Genomic DNA, 16,159 nt, shown 5'->3' on the forward strand with positions numbered 1-16,159 from the left:
AACGACCAACAAAACGGAGACTCAGGATGGACAACCTCACACCGCAAGCGCAGCTACCGCAACAGGAGCTGCAGGCCCATCAACTGGTGCGCCGCACCATCGCCCTGGTGCTGGCCGGCGGACGCGGCTCCCGCCTCAAGCAGCTGACCGACCGGCGCGCCAAGCCGGCCGTGTACTTCGGCGGCAAGTTCCGCATCATCGACTTCGCGCTGTCGAACTGCCTGAACTCGGGCATCCGGCGCATGGCGGTGGTCACGCAGTACAAGTCGCACTCGCTCATGCGCCACCTGCAGCGCGGCTGGAGCTTCCTGCGCGCGGAGCTCAACGAGATGGTCGACGTGCTGCCCGCGCAGCAGCGCGTGGGCGACGAGCACTGGTACCGCGGCACGGCCGACGCGGTGTTCCAGAACCTGGACATCATCCAGACCCGCTCCACCAAGCACGACTACGTGGTGGTGCTGGCCGGCGACCACATCTACAAGATGGACTACTCGCTGATGGTGAAGGACCACGCCGAGCACGGCCTGGGCTGCACTGTCGGCTGCATCGAGGTGCCGCGCATGGAGGCCACGGCCTTCGGCGTGATGGCCGTGGACGACGGCCGCCAGATCACCGACTTCCTCGAGAAGCCCGCCGATCCGCCCGCGATGCCCGGCAAGCCCGACATCGCGCTGGCGAGCATGGGCATCTACGTGTTCGACTCCGAGTACCTCTACCAGCTGCTGGAGGAAGACAGCGTCAACCCCGATTCGAGCCACGACTTCGGCAAGGACATCATCCCCCGCGCCGTGGCCCAGGGCCGCGCGCTGGCCCACCCGTTCGGCATGTCGTGCGTCACGCGGGCCTCGCGCGGGCCCGAGGCCAAGACCTACTGGCGCGACGTGGGCACGATTGATGCATTCTGGGCAGCCAACCTCGACCTGGCCTCCATCACCCCGGAGCTCGACATCTATGACACGGACTGGCCCATCTGGACCTACCAGCGGCAGCTGCCGCCGGCCAAGTTCGTGCTCGACCGCAACGGCCAGCACGGCATGACGGTCAACACCATCGTCTCGGGCGGCTGCATCGTCTCGGGCTCCAAGGTCAGCAGCTCGGTGCTGTTCTCGGGCGTGCGCATCCACTCCTTCTGCGATATCAACGAGGCCGTGTTGCTGCCCGACGTGGAGGTCGGCCGGGGCGCGAGGCTGAACCGCGTGGTGGTCGACCGCGCCTGTGTCATACCGGAGGACATGGTGATCGGCGAAGATGCCGAGGCGGACGCCGCGCGCTTCGAGCGCACGGAAAGCGGCGTGGTGCTCGTCACGCGCGAGATGCTCAAACGCCTGGCTCCGGCCTGATCCACCCACGATGCGAATCCTCCAGGTCAGCGCCGAGCTCTTCCCCCTCCTCAAGACCGGCGGCCTGGCGGACATCGCCGGCGCCCTGCCCCTGGCGCTCATGGCGGCCGGCCAGGACGCGCGCGTGCTGCTGCCGGGTTTCCCGGCCATCGTGGCCGGCGTGCGCGACCTGGCGCCCGTGGCCGGCTTCGACGCCCCCTGGGGCGAGCGCTTCGGGCTGCGGCTGGGGCACATCGACATCGACGGCGCACCGGGCATCCCGGCCTACGTGATCGACGCGCCGGCGCTGTACGACCGGCCCGGCAACCCCTACGAGGACACCTCGCGCCAGCCCTACGGCGACAACCACCGCCGCTTCGCGCTGCTCGGCTGGGCCGCAGCACGGCTGGCGCAGGGGCTGGACCCGGCATGGCAGCCCGAGGTGGTGCACGCGCACGACTGGCATGCCGCGCTAGCGCCGGCCTACCTGCACTTCGCGCGGCAATCGGGCACCCCGCACGTGGGCAGCATCTTCACCGTGCACAACCTGGCCTACCAGGGCATCTTCGCGCCCTGGCACTTCACGGAACTCGGCCTGCCGGGCGCGGCGTTCCAGATGAACGGGCTCGAATACCACGGACAGGTCTCGTTCATGAAGGGCGGCCTGTACTTCGCCGACCGGCTCACCACCGTGAGTCCGACCTACGCGCTCGAAATCCAGACGCCCGAGCAGGGCTGCGGGCTCGACGGCCTGCTGCGCCAGCGCAGCGCGGCGTTGAGCGGCATCCTCAACGCGGTCGACGACCAGGTCTGGAACCCGGCCGGCGACGCCGCGCTGGTGCAGGGCTATCACACGCCCGAAGGCCGCCACATGGCCGGCAAGGCGCGCTGCAAGTCGGTGCTGCAGCACCAGCTGGGGCTGGCCGAACGGCCGGATGCGCCGCTTTTCATCATCGTGAGCCGGCTCACCGAGCAGAAGGGACTGCACCTGGTGCTCGGCGGGCTCGACGCGCTGCTCGCCCAGGGCGGCCAGCTCGCGCTGCTGGGCAGCGGCGAGGCCTGGCTGGAGGAAGCCTTCCGCCAGCGCGCGGCGGCCGCGCCGCAGTCGGTGGCCGTGACCATCGGCTACAACGAGACGCTGGCGCACCAGCTCTTCGGCGCGGGCGACGTGACGCTGGTGCCTTCGCTCTTCGAGCCCTGCGGCCTCACGCAGATGTATGGCCTCAAGTACGGCAGCCTGCCGCTGGTGCGCCGCGTCGGCGGGCTGGCCGACACGGTGGTCGACAGCTCGCTGGAAGACCTGGCCAGCGGCGAGGCCACCGGCTTCGTGTTCGACCGCTTCGAGGCCGCCGACTACGAACGCGCGCTGCGCCGCGCCTTCGCGCTCTACGAGCGCGCGCCCGACTGGCGCCGCGTGCGCGGCAACGCCATGCGCCGGCCGGCCGACTGGGCCACCGCCGCGGCGCAGTACATAGACGTGTACCGGCAAAGCATGAAATAACCACCTTCCGGGAGCGCCCCATGACCATCAAGGACTTCGCATACGACCACCCCGACCGCGACGTCGCGGCCTTCAAGCGCGCCGTGGCCAACAAGCTGATCTATGCGGTCGGCAAGGACCCGGTCGCGGCCAGCCAGGACGACTGGCTCAACGCCACCTCGCAGGCGGTGCGCGACCAGCTGGTCGAGCGCTGGATGATGACCACGCGCGCCAACTACGCGCAGGACCTCAAGCGCGTCTACTACCTGTCGATGGAGTTCCTGATCGGGCGCACCTTCACCAACGCGCTGCTGGCGGTCGACCTGTACGACACGGTGCGCGAGGCGCTGGCCGACTTCGGCGTGGACATGGCGGCCCTGTCGGAGCGCGAGCCCGACGCGGCGCTGGGCAACGGCGGCCTCGGGCGGCTCGCGGCCTGCTTTCTCGACTCGATGGCCACGCTCGGCGTGCCGGGCATGGGCTACGGCATCCGCTACGAATACGGCATGTTCCGCCAGCGCATCGTCGACGGCCAGCAGGTGGAAACGCCCGACTACTGGCTCACGCGCGGCAACCCGTGGGAGTTCCAGCGGCCCGAGGTGAACTACCGCGTGCGCTTCGGCGGCCATGTGCAGAAGCGCGAGGGCGCCAGCGTTCCGAGCGGCGCGGCCGACTGGGTCGACACGCACGACGTGCTGGCGGTGGCCTACGACACCATCATTCCGGGCTACGGCACGCAGGCCACCAACACGCTGCGGCTGTGGTCGGCGCGCGCCACCGAGGAGATCGACCTCTCGGCCTTCAACCGCGGCAACTACATGCAGGCGGTGGAGAGCAAGAACCACTCGGAGAACGTCTCGCGCGTGCTCTACCCCGACGACTCCACGCCCTCGGGCCGCGAACTGCGCCTGCACCAGGAGTACTTCTTCTGCAGCGCCAGCGTGCAGGACCTGCTGCGTCGCTACCTGCGCAACCACAAGACATTCGACCAGCTTTCGGAAAAAGTCAGCATCCACCTGAACGACACGCACCCGGTGCTGGCGGTGCCCGAGCTCATGCGCCTGCTGCTCGACGAACACGGCCTCTCGTGGGACGTGGCCTGGGCGCACACGCAGAAGGTGTTCAGCTACACCAACCACACGCTGATGCACGAGGCGCTGGAGACCTGGCCGGTGGAAATGCTCGGGCGCATCCTGCCGAGGCACCTGCAGATCATCTACGACATCAACGCGAAGTTCCTCGCCACGGTGACGCAGAAGGTGGGCAACGACGTGGAGCTGATGCGCCGCCTCTCGTTGGTCGACGAGGCCGGCGAGCGCCGCGTGCGCATGGCCTACGTGGCGGTGCTGGCGAGCCATTCGGTCAACGGCGTGTCGGGGCTGCACTCGGAGCTGATGAAGCAGTCGATCTTCTCGGACTTCGCGAAGATCTTTCCCGAGCGCTTCAACAACAAGACCAACGGCGTCACGCCCCGGCGCTGGCTCGCGCAGGCCAACCCGCCGCTGGCGGCGCTGCTCGACCAGCGCATCGGCAAGGGCTGGCGGCGCGACCTCTCTCAGCTGGAGGCGCTCAGGCCCATGGCCGCGCAGCCGGCCTTCGTGCGCGCCTTCCGCCACGCCAAGCGCGAGAACAAGCTGCGGCTGGCCAACTGGGTCGAGCAGCACCTGAAGATCGACATCGACACCGACGCGATGTTCGACGTGCAGGTCAAGCGCATCCACGAATACAAGCGGCAGCTGCTCAACGTGCTGCACGTGGTGACGCGCTATCACCGCATCCTCGACGCGCAGGCCGCGGGCACGCCGCTGGACATCGTTCCGCGCGTGGTGGTGTTCGCGGGCAAGGCGGCGTCGGCGTACGCGATGGCCAAGCTGGTGATCCGGCTCATCAACGACGTGGCCGCCACCATCAACGCCGACGCACGCGTGGGCAAGCTGCTGAAGGTGGTGTTCCTGCCGAACTACAGCGTGAGCCTGGCCGAGGTCATCATGCCGGCGGCCGACCTGTCGGAGCAGATATCCACGGCGGGCACCGAGGCATCGGGCACCGGCAACATGAAGTTCGCGCTCAACGGCGCGCTCACCATCGGCACGCTGGACGGCGCGAACGTCGAGATGCGCGAGAGCGTGGGGCCGGAGAACATCTTCATCTTCGGCAACACCACGCCCGAGGTGGCCGACATCCGCGCCCGGGGCTACCAGCCGCGCGAGATCTACGAGGAGAACGCCGAGCTCAAGCGCGTGCTCGACGCGATCCGCGACGGCGCCTTCTCCCCGGGCGAGCCCTCGCGCTACCAGGGCATCTATGACGCGCTGGTGAACTGGGGCGACCACTATCTGCTGCTGGCCGACTACGCGAGCTACGTGGCGAAGCAGGCGGAGGTCGATGCGCTGTACCGCGACTCGGACGCGTGGACGCGGATGGCCGTTCTCAACGTCGCGGGAATGGGGGTGTTCTCGTCGGACCGCACGATCGCGCAGTATGCGCACGAGATCTGGCACACCAAACCGGTAGTGCTGGGCTGAGCGTCCCCGCGTTTCTCCCTCCCCCGCTGGGGGAGGGCTGGGGTGGGGGCACGACGGCCTCGCCCACTCTCCAGCGCTCGTTGGGCGCGTGCCCCCATCCCCACCTTCCCCCAGAAGGGGAAGGAGCAAACCCAGGCCCCGTCAGCGCGGCTTCTTTTCGCCTGCCGGCTCAGCCTCCGTCACGAACCCGATGCGGCTGAGCCCGGCCTTGTTCGCGATACCCATGAGCGCCACCACCTTGCCGTAGGGCACGGTCTGGTCGGCGCGCAATTGCACCTCGGTGTCCTTGCTGTCGGCGGCGGCTTTTTCGAGCTGCTGCGCCAGTTCCTCGTCGGTCACGGCCTTGTCGTTGAGGAAGACCTTGCCCGCAGCGTCGACCGACAGGCTCACGAACTTGGGCGCGTCGTTGGGCTGGCCGGCGTCGGTCTGCGGCAGGTCGAGCTTGATCGAGCTGGCCATCAGCGGCGCGGTGATGATGAAGATCACCAGCAGCACCAGCATCACGTCGACCAGCGGCGTGACGTTGATGTCGGACAGCGGCCGCTGCGCGCCCCCGCCCATGGCGCGACCGCCGCCGCCGGTGGCGCTGCCCAGTGATGTGCGACCGAAGGCCATGGTCTGGCTCGCCGTATCGGGCCTAGACCGGCATCGGCCGCGCGGGCGGCGCAGCGACGGGTGCCGGCGGGGTGCCGAAGCTGCCCAGCAGGTCGTGCGCGAAGCCTTCGAGCTCGGCTTCGATGCGGCCGATGACGCGGCCGAAGACGTTGTAGGCCAGCACGGCCGGAATGGCCACGGCCAGGCCGAAGGCCGTCATGATGAGCGCCTCGCCGACCGGGCCCGCCACCTTGTCGATGGTGAAGCCGCCGGTCTGGCCGGCAACGCCGGTCAATGCGCCGTAGATGCCCCAGACCGTGCCCAGCAGCCCGACGAAGGGCGCAGTGGCGCCGACCGTGGCCAGCAGGATCTGCCCGGCCTGCAGCCGGCGCAGCGCACCGTGCAGGGCGTCGCGCAGCACGCGCGTGAGGCGCTGGTTGCGGTCGACCGTGGCGCCCAGCGTGCCCTGCGGCTCGCCAGCAGCCACGCTACGGATGGCCGAAACGGCGGGCGACACCAGCGCCGCGCGGTCGAAGGCCTTGAGCTTCTGCTCGGCATCGGCCAGCGTGGACGACTGCCAGAACGCCGCGATGCTGCGCAGCACGTCGCGCGTGCCGCCGCGCAGCAGCCATGCCTTCCAGAGGATGATGACCCAGCTCGCGATCGACATCGCGAGCAGCAGCGCGGCCACCGAACGGCTGACGCCGTCACCGTGGGCCAGCAGTTCGAGCACGCTCATCGGCGGTCCTTGCCTGTTGCGCGGTCAGCGAAGACCGAGCACGTCGTACATGTCGAACAGGCCCGCGCGCTGCCCGGCCAGGAAGCGCACCGCGCGCAGGCTGCCCTGCGCGTAGGTGACGCGGCTGGACGACTTGTGGGTGATCTCGATGCGCTCGCCGGTGCCGGCGAACAGCACGGTGTGGTCGCCCACGATGTCGCCGCCGCGGATGGCCGAGAAGCCGATGGTGGACGGGTCGCGCTCGCCGGTGATGCCTTCGCGGGCGTACACGGCGCAGTCCTTGAGGTCGCGGCCCAGCGCGTCGGCGATGACCTCGCCCATCTTGAGCGCGGTGCCCGAGGGAGCGTCGACCTTGTGGCGGTGGTGCGCCTCGATGATCTCGATGTCGTAGCCGGTCGCCATGGCCTTGGCCGCCATCTCCAGCAGCTTGAAGGTGACGTTGACGCCCACGCTCATGTTGGGCGCCATCATGATCGCGATGTCCTTCGCGATTTCGGCGATCTCGGCCTTCTGCGCGTCGCTGAAGCCGGTGGTGCCGATCACGGCCTGCACGCCCAGCTCGCGGCAGACCGCGAGGTGCGCCAGCGTGCCCTCGGGGCGGGTGAAGTCGATGAGCACCTGCGCGTCCTTCAGGCCTTCGCGCAGGTCGGACACGATGGACACGCCGCTGTCGAAGCCCAGGAAGGCGCCGGCATCGGAGCCCAGGGCCGGGCTGCCGGCGATGTCGAGGGCGCCGGCCAGGCGCAGGTCGGGCGCGTTGCGCACGGCCTCGATCAGCATGTGGCCCATGCGGCCCGAAGCCCCGGCGATGGCGACGCGGCGCGGCGCGGAGGCGGAATTGGTGGCGGGAGTGGAGGTGGGTTCGGTCACGCGGATTCAGTCAGTCTTCGAGGTTTTCGAAACGGCCATGGGCATGGATCGACACGCAATGGGCGCCGCCTGACCTGTCGGCCCGGCGGCACCGCCCGTTGCCGCCGATGCTCCAGCGAGCGCTCAGCGCGCGGCTTCGAGCGGGGGGTAGGCGGCCGGCAGCGGCGGCAGGGAGGCCGACGTTGCGCCCTTGGCGGCGTCGGCTTTCTTCTCGTCGTCCTTGGGCGCGTATTTCTTGAGGTCGTCTTCCGAGGCCTCGAGCGTGGGCACCTTGCCGGATTTCTTGCGGGTGTCGAGCGTGGCGACGAATTCTTCCTCGCTGGGCATCTCGTCGCCCTCGAAGCGGTCCAGCAGCTCGCCATTGAAGAACACGGTCAGGTGGCGTTCCTGCGGGTCGACGCCCTGGCGGCGGATGGTGAAGACGTAGTCCCAGCGGTTGGCGTGGAACACGTCGTTCAGCAGCGAGGTTCCGAGGATTTCACGCACCTGCTGGCGGGACATGCCCGGCTTGAGCGCCGCAACCTGTTCCTTCGACACGAAATTGCCCTGAACCACCTCGACTTTGTAGGGGGTTACGGCGGCCAGCGCGCCACGCGTGCGCTCGGTGAAGCCGCTGCAGGCACCGAGGCCGAGCGTTGCCGCGACGGCGGCGGCCAGCAGCCAGGGCCGGCGTTGGAAGATGGCAGGCATGGGAGGAAAAGGGGGTAGCGATATGATCGGCCATTGTAGCGGCTGGCCTTTTCGGGGCCTTTTGCCGCAGCCCCAGCAGGGGCGCAGGAACCAACATGGCCAACATCGACGAACTCAAGAACACCGGCCTCAAGGCCACCCTGCCGCGCCTGAAGATCCTGGAGATCTTCCAGACCGGCAGCCAGCGGCACATGACGGCGGAAGACGTGTTCCGCGTGCTGCTCAACGAGCACTCCGACATCGGCCTGGCGACGGTCTACCGGGTGCTCACCCAGTTCGAGCAGGCCGGCATCCTGGAGCGCAGCCACTTCGAGAGCGGCAAGGCAGTCTACGAGCTGAACGAGGGCACGCACCACGACCATCTGATCTGCACCTCCTGCGGCAAGGTCGAGGAGTTCTACGACGCCGAGATCGAGCGCCGCCAGCAGATGATCGCCAAGGACAAGGGCTGGATCCTGCAGGATCACGCCATGTCGCTCTACGGCTTGTGCGGAGACTGCGCGAAGAAGCGCTGATCCCGGCAATCCCCTTCCGTCCGCGCGGCTTCGGCCTTTCTTCGGCCGATCTCGCTCAATCCCCGTCGCGCGAGCTTTCCATCGCCTTGTGGTGCCGCGCCACGAAGTCGGCATAAGTGTCGATGCCGCGCAACTGCAGGATCGAATTGCGCACCGCGGCTTCCACCAGCACAGCGATGTTCCGGCCCGCCACCACCTGGATGATGACCTTGCGCACCGGGATGCCCAGCACATCCTGCGTGAGCGGCGCCGAGGGCATGCGCTCGTAGTCCCGCTCGAAGCTGTCGCGCCGCACCAGGTGCACGATGAGCTTGAGCCGCATCTTCCGGCGCACCGCCGTCTCGCCGAAGATGGCGCGGATGTCCAGCAGGCCGATGCCGCGCACTTCCAGCAGGTTCAGCAGCAGGTCGGGGCAGCGGCCCTCGATGGTGTTCTGGTTGATGCGGTAGAGGTCGACCGCGTCGTCGGCCACCAGGCCGTTGCCGCGAGAGATCAGCTCCAGCCCCAGCTCGCTCTTGCCCAGGCCCGACTCGCCCGTGATCATCACGCCCATGCCCAGGATGTCCATGAACACGCCGTGCATCGAGGTGCGCTCGGCGAAATGCTTGGACAGGTAGGCGCGCAGCAGGTCGATCACGAAGGCCGACGACTCGCGCGTGGCGAAGAGCGGCAGCTGGGCGCGCTCGCAGATCGACAGCAGTTCGTCGGGCGCGGCCTGGCCGTCGGCCAGCACCAGCATCGGCGGCTCCAGCGTGACGATTCGGGCGATGCGCCGGGCGCAGTCTTCCTCGCTGCCGCGCGTCAGGTAGGCCACCTCGCGGGCGCCGAGGATCTGCACGCGGTACGGGTGGATGTAGTTGAGATAGCCGACAAGGTCCGCCGCCGACTGCGCGCGGCTGATGACCTCCGCGTCGAACTGGCGCTCCGACGCGCCCAGCCCCGCGAGCCATTCCCAGCGGAGCGAGCCACGGAACTCCTCGAACATGGCATCGGCGCTGATGACGGTCGGCTTCATGCGTTCAGGAGACGGCGCGCGGGCGCCGGCATTGCGTTGGAATGAGGGAAGAAGGAGCCGCGCAGCTTATCAGCAGCCGCGCGCGCCGGCGCATGCGCTCAGGCGACCTGCGTGGACTGCCAGCTGGCGATCAGGTCGTGCAAGGCCGTGGCGTCCGTGCTGGACTTGATCTGTTCGCGCAGGCTGGCGTCGCTCAGCAGCTCGGCGATTTCGGAGAGGATTTCGAGATGCTTCTGCGTGGCCGCTTCGGGCACCAGCAGGAAGATCAGCAATGCGACGGGCTGCTCGTCGGGAGCGTCGAAGCCGATGGGGTTGGCCAGCTGGAACACGGCGGCCATCGGCGACTTGAGGCCCTTGATGCGGCCATGCGGAATGGCGACGCCGTGGCCCAGTCCGGTGGAGCCGAGGCGCTCACGCGCGAAGAGGCTGTCGGTGATGAGGGCACGGCCCAGACCGTGAAGGCTTTCGAACAGCAGGCCGGCTTCTTCGAAAGCACGTTTCTTGCTGGTAGCGTCAACGCTCACAAGCACTTGAGCGGGCGGCAGGATGGACGCGAGGCGATTCATGGTGGGTGCAGAGCGGGGGCGATTATGCACCCGCTTGGTAAAAACCCCCAGTCCCCCTATTTACTTTCTGTCTACATGTTGCCCAGAGGCCTCGCGCTCCCCTCTGGGAGCTTGCCAAAGCCCTACCGTGACAGTCGGGAAACAAAAAGCCGCCCGAAGGCGGCCTTGCGATGCGAGCCCGAGGGCTCCTACATCACGCGCTTGGGCGCCGCGTGATGGTGGTCCTGCAGGCGGTCCTTGTGGCGCACCACCTGGCGGTCGAGTTTGTCGACCAGTTCATCGACCGCAGCGTAGAGATCAGCGTGGCTCGACTCCGCGAACATGTCATTGCCCTTGACGTGGATGTTGCATTCCGCCCTTTGGCGGCGTTCCTTTTCCTTCTGCTTTTCCACCGTGAGGATCACCTTCACATCGACCACCTGGTCGAAGTGTCGGATGACCCGGTCCAGCTTGCTCGTGACGTAGGTGCGCAAGGCAGGTGTGACGTCGAGGTGATGACCGCTGATCGTCAAATTCATGAATGACCTCCTGGAATTGACGGTTGGGGAAATGACCGCCCCGCAGGATGCGGTTTGGCCGGCGAAACGAAACGGGAGTTCTCTGGGGTTCTGAGAGAGGGAAAGGTGGAGGGAGGGAGAGAAAGAAGAGGAGAAAGAGGGGAAGGTCGATTCACTATGCCCAAGCTGTCACGGTATTGCAATACCTGAGTTGCCCGGGGTTTTGCCACTTCGCGAGCAGCTTTTCACACGCTAGCGAATCGATAGCTGCAGCCGCGCGCGGGGCAGGCGATGCCGCGATTCGGGAACAAGTGTTTCAGCATCGGCCGGCTGGTGACCATGCCGGCGGAAGGGCCTGCGCCCGCCTGGCCGGTCAGCGCCAGGCCGCCCGCATCCTGTTGCGCAGGTCGATCACCGAGCTGGGCGGCGGCACGGCCGGCGGGCGCTCCGGCGGAGGCGGCCAGGTCTGCTGCTCGAAGCCTTCGAGGTCGGCATCGGCGATGAAGCGCGTGCGATTGGCATACAGGTGCCGGTCGCCGCGCGCCGCCTGCTGCGTGATGTGAAAGCGCTGCGGCACCAGCAGGTGCAGGTGGTCGCGCGCCCGGGTCATCGCCACGTAGAGCAGGCGGCGCTCTTCCTCCAGTTCGTGCGCACTCTGCGCCACGTCGGCCGGCAGGCAGCCGTCGACCACGTTGAGCACGTGCACCGAATTCCATTCCTGCCCCTTGGCCGAATGGATGGTCGAGAGGATCAGGTAGTCCTCGTCCAGCAGCGGCGGCCCCGGGCGGTCGCTGGTGGCTTCGGGCGGATCGAGCGTGAGCTCGGTGAGGAAGCGTTCGCGCGAGGCGTACCCGGCCGCGAGCCGCGCAAGCTGCTCCACGTCGGCGCGCCGCACGCCGGAGGTGTCCTCGTACAGGCGCTCCAGATGCGGCAGATACCAGTCCATCGCCAGCTCGACGTCGGCCGGCCACTTCAGCGCGGGCTCGCGCAGTGCCTCGTAGGCCTTCGCGAAGTCGGCCCATTGCGCGCGCGCGGCGGAAGGCGGCACGAAATCGCGCACCGCCTGGGCCGGGTCGGCCGCCTGCTCCATCGCATCGAGCAGGCGCGCGCTCGTGGCGGGCCCGATGCCGGGGATGAGCTGCGTCACGCGGAAGCCCGCCATGCGCCCGCGCGGGTTCTGCGCGAAGCGCAAAACCGCGAGCAGGTCCTTCACATGCGAGGCCTCCAGAAATTTGAGCCCGCCGAACTTCACGAACGGGATGTTGCGCCGCGCCAGCTCGAGTTCGAGCGCCGCGCTGTGCGTCGAGGTGCGGAACAGCACCGCCTGCGACTTCAGCGCCAGCCCGCCCTCGCGGTGCGCCAGAACCTTGTCGGCCACCCAGCGCGCCTGCCCCGCCTCGTCGGGCACGAGCACCAGGAGCGGCTTGCCCGCCGAGGGCTTGTCGGTCCACAGCGTCTTGGCATGCCGCTCGGCGGCCTGTGCGATGACACGGTTCGACACATCGAGGATCGGCTGCGTCGAGCGGTAGTTGCGCTCCAGCGTGACCACGCGCGCGGGCTGCGTGAACTGCGAGGGAAAGTCGAGGATGTTGCGCACCGTCGCGCCGCGGAAGGAATAGATCGACTGCGCGTCGTCTCCCACCACCGTCACGCCGCGCCCGTCGGGCTTGAGCGCCAGCAGGATCGCCGCCTGCAGCAGGTTGGTGTCCTGGTACTCGTCGACCAGCACGTGGTCGAAGCGCGCGCCGATGTGTGCGGCCAGCGAAGGCTCGGCAGCCATCTCGGCCCAGTAGAGCAGCAGGTCGTCGTAATCGAGGACGTTCTGCCGCTGCTTGGCCTCGACATACGCGCCGAACAGTTTCTTGAGCTCGGCCTCCCACTCGCCGCACCAGGGAAAGGCCTCCTTCAGCACGTCGGCCAGCGGCGCGCGGGTGTTCACGCAGCGCGAGTAGATCGACAGGCAGGTGCCCTTGCGCGGAAAGCGGTTGACGGTGGAGGAAAGCCCCAGCTCGTGCCGCACCAGCCCCATCAGGTCCTCGGCGTCGCCGCGGTCGTGGATGGTGAAGTTCTCGTCGAGCCCGATCTGCGGCGCGTACTCGCGCAGCAGCCGCGCACCGATACCGTGGAAGGTGCCGGCCCACGGCAGCGCGGGCGGCGCCTCCGACTTCAGCCCCAGCACTTGCGCCAGCACCCGGCCCGCGCGGCGCTCCATTTCCTGCGCGGCGCGGCGCGAGAAGGTCAGCAGCAGCAGGCGCTGCGGATCGACGCCGCCGGCGATGAGGTTCGCGACACGGTGGGCCAGCGTGCTGGTCTTGCCCGAGCCGGCGCCGGCGATGACGAGCAGCGGCCGCTCGTCCGCCACGGCAACTGCAGCACCCACGCCGTGCTCCACCGCCGCGCGCTGCGCCTCGTTGAGCGAGGCCAGCGCCTGCGCCAGGCGTTCGGCCTGGGTCTTCGGCGCGGCGGAAAAAGCGGGAAGCGCAGTGCTCTGCATGGTCCGTGACTTTACTGTATGCCCGTCCAGTCCAGCCACCTCGCCGACATGTGGCCGGTGACATAATCGCGCCTCGCTGCAACCGGAGATTTTTCCTATGGAAACCGCCCCGTCTCGGCAGCTTTCAACTCCCTTTCGCTGACGCCTTTTCGCGCTTCTTGCGCGCGTCGGGCAGGGAATTGAAAGCGCCCCTCTTCCTCGCCCCATCGTCCAGTCAGTCATACCCGGGAGTGAGCCCATGCTCAACATCTTCACGCTCGCCAACGGCCGCCTCGTCCAGGAAGAAATCGAGGCCCTCGAAGAGCTCTCCAGGTTCCAGCCGATCTGGGTCGACCTCGAGTCGCCCACGCTCGAAGAAAAGCGCTGGATCAAGCAGTACTACGGCCTGTCCATCCCCGAAGACGCGATGGACGAGGACATCGAGGAGTCGGCGCGCTTCTACGAGGAAGACAACGGCGAGCTGCACATCCGCTCCGACTTCCTGATCGACGACGACGAAGCCCCGCGCGCCGTGCGCGTGGCCTTCATCCTCAATCAGCACAACACCGACCTGCGCAGCCGCGGCGTACTGTTCTCGATCCACGACGAGGACGTGCCCGTGTTCCGCCTGCTGCGCATGCGTGCGCGCCGCGCGCCGGGGCTGATCGAGGACGCCAAGGAAGTCATGCTCAAGCTCTTCGACGCCGACGCCGAATACTCGGCCGACTCGCTGGAGAACATCTACGACGAACTCGAGGCAGCCAGCAAGAAGGTGCTCTCGGGCAACGTCAGCGACGAGCTGGCCGGCGAGGTGCTCGGCGCCATCGCGCGGCAGGAAGACCTGAACGGGCGCATCCGCCGCAACGTGATGGACACGCGCCGCGCCGTCAGCTTCATGATGCGCAGCAAGATGCTCAACGCCGAGCAGTTCGAGGAAGCCCGCCAGATCCTGCGAGACATCGAGTCGCTGGACAACCACACGGCTTTCCTGTTCGACAAGATCAACTTCCTGATGGATGCGACCGTCGGTTTCATCAACATCAACCAGAACAAGACCATCAAGATCTTCTCGGTGGCCAGCGTGGCGCTGCTGCCGCCGACGCTGATCGCCAGCATCTACGGCATGAACTTCAAGTTCATGCCCGAGCTCGACTGGGCCATGGGCTATCCCTACGCCATCGTGCTCATGGCGGCCAGCGCGCTGGTGCCGATGTGGTACTTCCGCCGGCGCGGCTGGCTCAAGTAGCAGAGCCTTCCGGGGCAGCCCCGGTGCTAGAGTGGCTCTGGCGCCAAGCGCCGACCGGAGAGCCACCTTGCGCAGAATTCGCTTTCTCACCAACCGCCACCGCGCGCCGTCGACCAACACCGCGCTGGGCCTCCTGCTGGCCTTCAATGCCGGCGCCGTCAACGCGGGCGGCTTCCTCGTGCTGCACATGTACACCTCGCACATGACCGGCTTCGCCTCGCAGCTGGCCGACGGCATGGTGCTGGGCAACGTCAAGCTGCTGCTGAACGCGCTGGGCGCGATCCTCGCTTTCCTCACCGGCGCCGCCGTGTGCGCAGTGCTCGTCAACTGGGCCCGCCAGCACCGCATGCATGGCGTGTACGCCCTGCCGCTGATGCTCGAGGCGGCGCTGATGTTTCCCTTCGGGCTCATGGGCGCGATCACGCTGACCTGGGCCACGCCGTTCGCGGTGCCGCTCACCGTGCTGCTGCTGTCCTTCATCATGGGCCTGCAGAACGCGGTGGCCTCCAAGACCTCGGGCGGCAGCATCCGCACCACGCACATGACCGGCAACATCACCGACATGGGCATCGAGATCGGCAAGATGCTCTACTGGAACCGCCGCTCGAAGTCGGCGCCGGCGAACGCCCTGCCCGTGCGGCACGACCGCAGCCGCATGCGCCGCGCCGGCGGGCTGGTCGGCATGTTCGTGCTCGGCGGTGCGGTGGGCGCGCTGGGCTTCAAGTACGTGGGCTTCGTCTGCGTGGTGCCGCTGGCGGCGCTGCTGCTGGCGCTGTCGATCCCGCCGCTGCTGCGCGACATTCCGCGCCGCCGAACGCCCTCGCTCAGCTGAGTTCCGTCGTCAGCGAAGCCAGCCAGGCATCGACGAGCGCGAAGCTGTAGCGGCTCGCCACCGCGGCGACGAAGCGCGAGAAGTCGCCGTGCGCGACATCGTCGGCGCGATCGGAGATCGTGCGCATGGCCGCGAAAGGCACGCCATAGTCGTGACACACCTGCGCCACGGAGGCGCCCTCCATCTCGACCGCGAGCGCATCGGGCAAGGCGCGCTGCAGCGCCGCGCTCTCGGCAGTGGTCGAGACAAAACGGTCGCCGCTCACCAGCAGGCCGCGATGCACCTTCGGCGAACGAAGACCGAACTCGGCGACGGCCTCCCGCCCCACAAGCGCCACCGGATCGCGCAGCGTCTCCCGCGCGACCATCGCAAGCGCATCGCCGATGGCCTCATCGGCCGCGAAGCGCGACAGGCCCATCAGCGGCACTTCGTATTTCGGAAAGATCGGCGAGGCATCGAGGTCGTGCTGCAGCAGATGCGTCGCCACCACCACGTCGCCGACGTTCACGCCAGGCGCCAGTCCGCCCGCGACGCCGGTGAACACGATGGCCCGCACGCCGAAGCGCTCCAGCAGCACCGTGGCCGTGATCGCCGCCGCGACCTTGCCGATGCGCGACAGCACCGCGACCACCGGCCGGCCATGCAGATGACCCACCCAGAAGTCGCGGCCCGCGACGCGCACGCGCTGCTCGTCGGGCATCAGCGCGAGGAGCGCGCCCAGCTCCTCGTGCATTGCAGCGACGATGGCAACAGGCGGACGCGACAGGGAACTCACTGTATTTCTCTTTCCAGGAACAC

15 protein-coding genes are annotated in these 16,159 nt (G+C 68.0%); 6 read left to right on the plus strand and 9 right to left on the minus strand.

The window, feature by feature from the left end:
* The first annotated feature begins 26 nt into the window (after positions 1-26).
* Genes glgC through AC1VNX_RS32140 form a run of 3 tightly spaced genes read left to right on the plus strand, consistent with a single transcriptional unit; the run spans position 27 to position 5,324 of the window.
* Positions 27-1,340 (plus strand): glucose-1-phosphate adenylyltransferase, encoded by a 1,314-nt coding sequence (gene glgC, locus AC1VNX_RS32130; protein WP_483161565.1) that lies wholly within the window; start codon positions 27-29, stop codon positions 1,338-1,340.
* Between the two features lie 10 nt (positions 1,341-1,350).
* Positions 1,351-2,820 (plus strand): glycogen synthase GlgA, encoded by a 1,470-nt coding sequence (gene glgA / locus AC1VNX_RS32135; protein ID WP_483161566.1) that lies wholly within the window; start codon positions 1,351-1,353, stop codon positions 2,818-2,820.
* 20 nt (positions 2,821-2,840) lie between these two features.
* Positions 2,841-5,324, plus strand: coding sequence for a glycogen/starch/alpha-glucan phosphorylase (locus AC1VNX_RS32140; protein WP_483161567.1), 2,484 nt, complete (start codon positions 2,841-2,843; stop codon positions 5,322-5,324).
* Between the two features lie 141 nt (positions 5,325-5,465).
* On the opposite strand, the gene AC1VNX_RS32145 is transcribed toward AC1VNX_RS32140, so the two are convergent.
* The 4 genes from AC1VNX_RS32145 to AC1VNX_RS32160 form a co-directional block, all read right to left on the minus strand.
* Positions 5,466-5,939 carry an ExbD/TolR family protein gene (locus tag AC1VNX_RS32145; protein ID WP_483161568.1) on the minus strand — a complete coding sequence of 158 codons (474 nt, stop codon included), beginning with the start codon at positions 5,937-5,939 and terminating at the stop codon, positions 5,466-5,468.
* Between the two features lie 22 nt (positions 5,940-5,961).
* Positions 5,962-6,657: a MotA/TolQ/ExbB proton channel family protein gene (locus AC1VNX_RS32150; RefSeq protein ID WP_483161569.1), complete on the minus strand. Its 696-nt coding sequence runs from the start codon at positions 6,655-6,657 to the stop codon at positions 5,962-5,964.
* Positions 6,658-6,681: 24 nt separating this feature from the next.
* On the minus strand, positions 6,682-7,527 hold the full coding sequence (gene dapB, locus AC1VNX_RS32155; protein WP_483161570.1) for a 4-hydroxy-tetrahydrodipicolinate reductase: 846 nt from the start codon (positions 7,525-7,527) through the stop codon (positions 6,682-6,684).
* 123 nt (positions 7,528-7,650) lie between these two features.
* A complete protein-coding gene (locus tag AC1VNX_RS32160) occupies positions 7,651-8,217 on the minus strand; it encodes an outer membrane protein assembly factor BamE (RefSeq protein WP_483161571.1) in 567 nt (188 codons plus the stop codon).
* Between the two features lie 95 nt (positions 8,218-8,312).
* Here AC1VNX_RS32160 and fur point away from each other — a divergent pair, with 95 nt between their 5' ends.
* Positions 8,313-8,732 (plus strand): ferric iron uptake transcriptional regulator, encoded by a 420-nt coding sequence (fur, locus tag AC1VNX_RS32165; RefSeq protein ID WP_019655576.1) that lies wholly within the window; start codon positions 8,313-8,315, stop codon positions 8,730-8,732.
* Positions 8,733-8,787: 55 nt separating this feature from the next.
* Here the strand turns inward: fur and hprK are convergent, their stop codons facing one another.
* The 4 genes from hprK to AC1VNX_RS32185 all read right to left on the minus strand — a co-directional run bounded on the left by hprK (position 8,788) and on the right by AC1VNX_RS32185 (position 13,304).
* On the minus strand, positions 8,788-9,747 hold the full coding sequence (hprK, locus tag AC1VNX_RS32170; RefSeq protein WP_126022249.1) for an HPr(Ser) kinase/phosphatase: 960 nt from the start codon (positions 9,745-9,747) through the stop codon (positions 8,788-8,790).
* Between the two features lie 98 nt (positions 9,748-9,845).
* Positions 9,846-10,313, minus strand: a complete 468-nt coding sequence (locus AC1VNX_RS32175; protein WP_483161572.1) for a PTS sugar transporter subunit IIA — start codon at positions 10,311-10,313, stop codon at positions 9,846-9,848.
* A gap of 188 nt (positions 10,314-10,501) precedes the next feature.
* The gene (hpf, locus tag AC1VNX_RS32180) at positions 10,502-10,831 is read right to left on the minus strand and encodes a ribosome hibernation-promoting factor, HPF/YfiA family (RefSeq protein ID WP_125948955.1); all 330 of its coding nucleotides are present in this window, start codon (positions 10,829-10,831) and stop codon (positions 10,502-10,504) included.
* A 352-nt stretch (positions 10,832-11,183) separates the two neighbouring features.
* Positions 11,184-13,304 carry an ATP-dependent helicase gene (locus AC1VNX_RS32185; protein WP_483161573.1) on the minus strand — a complete coding sequence of 707 codons (2,121 nt, stop codon included), beginning with the start codon at positions 13,302-13,304 and terminating at the stop codon, positions 11,184-11,186.
* A 238-nt stretch (positions 13,305-13,542) separates the two neighbouring features.
* Between AC1VNX_RS32185 and corA the strand changes: the two genes are divergently transcribed.
* Together corA and AC1VNX_RS32195 are read left to right on the plus strand one after the other, a co-directional pair.
* Positions 13,543-14,529 carry a magnesium/cobalt transporter CorA gene (corA, locus tag AC1VNX_RS32190; RefSeq protein WP_057593823.1) on the plus strand — a complete coding sequence of 329 codons (987 nt, stop codon included), beginning with the start codon at positions 13,543-13,545 and terminating at the stop codon, positions 14,527-14,529.
* A gap of 67 nt (positions 14,530-14,596) precedes the next feature.
* Complete coding sequence (locus tag AC1VNX_RS32195; RefSeq protein WP_483161574.1) at positions 14,597-15,361, plus strand: YoaK family protein; 765 nt, start codon at positions 14,597-14,599, stop codon at positions 15,359-15,361.
* On the opposite strand, the gene AC1VNX_RS32200 is transcribed toward AC1VNX_RS32195, so the two are convergent.
* Complete coding sequence (locus AC1VNX_RS32200; protein ID WP_483162055.1) at positions 15,354-16,094, minus strand: 5'-methylthioadenosine/adenosylhomocysteine nucleosidase; 741 nt, start codon at positions 16,092-16,094, stop codon at positions 15,354-15,356. The genes AC1VNX_RS32195 and AC1VNX_RS32200 overlap by 8 nt on opposite strands.
* Positions 16,095-16,159 lie beyond the last annotated feature (65 nt).

The organism is Variovorax sp. TLI9-5A, assembly GCF_056867935.1.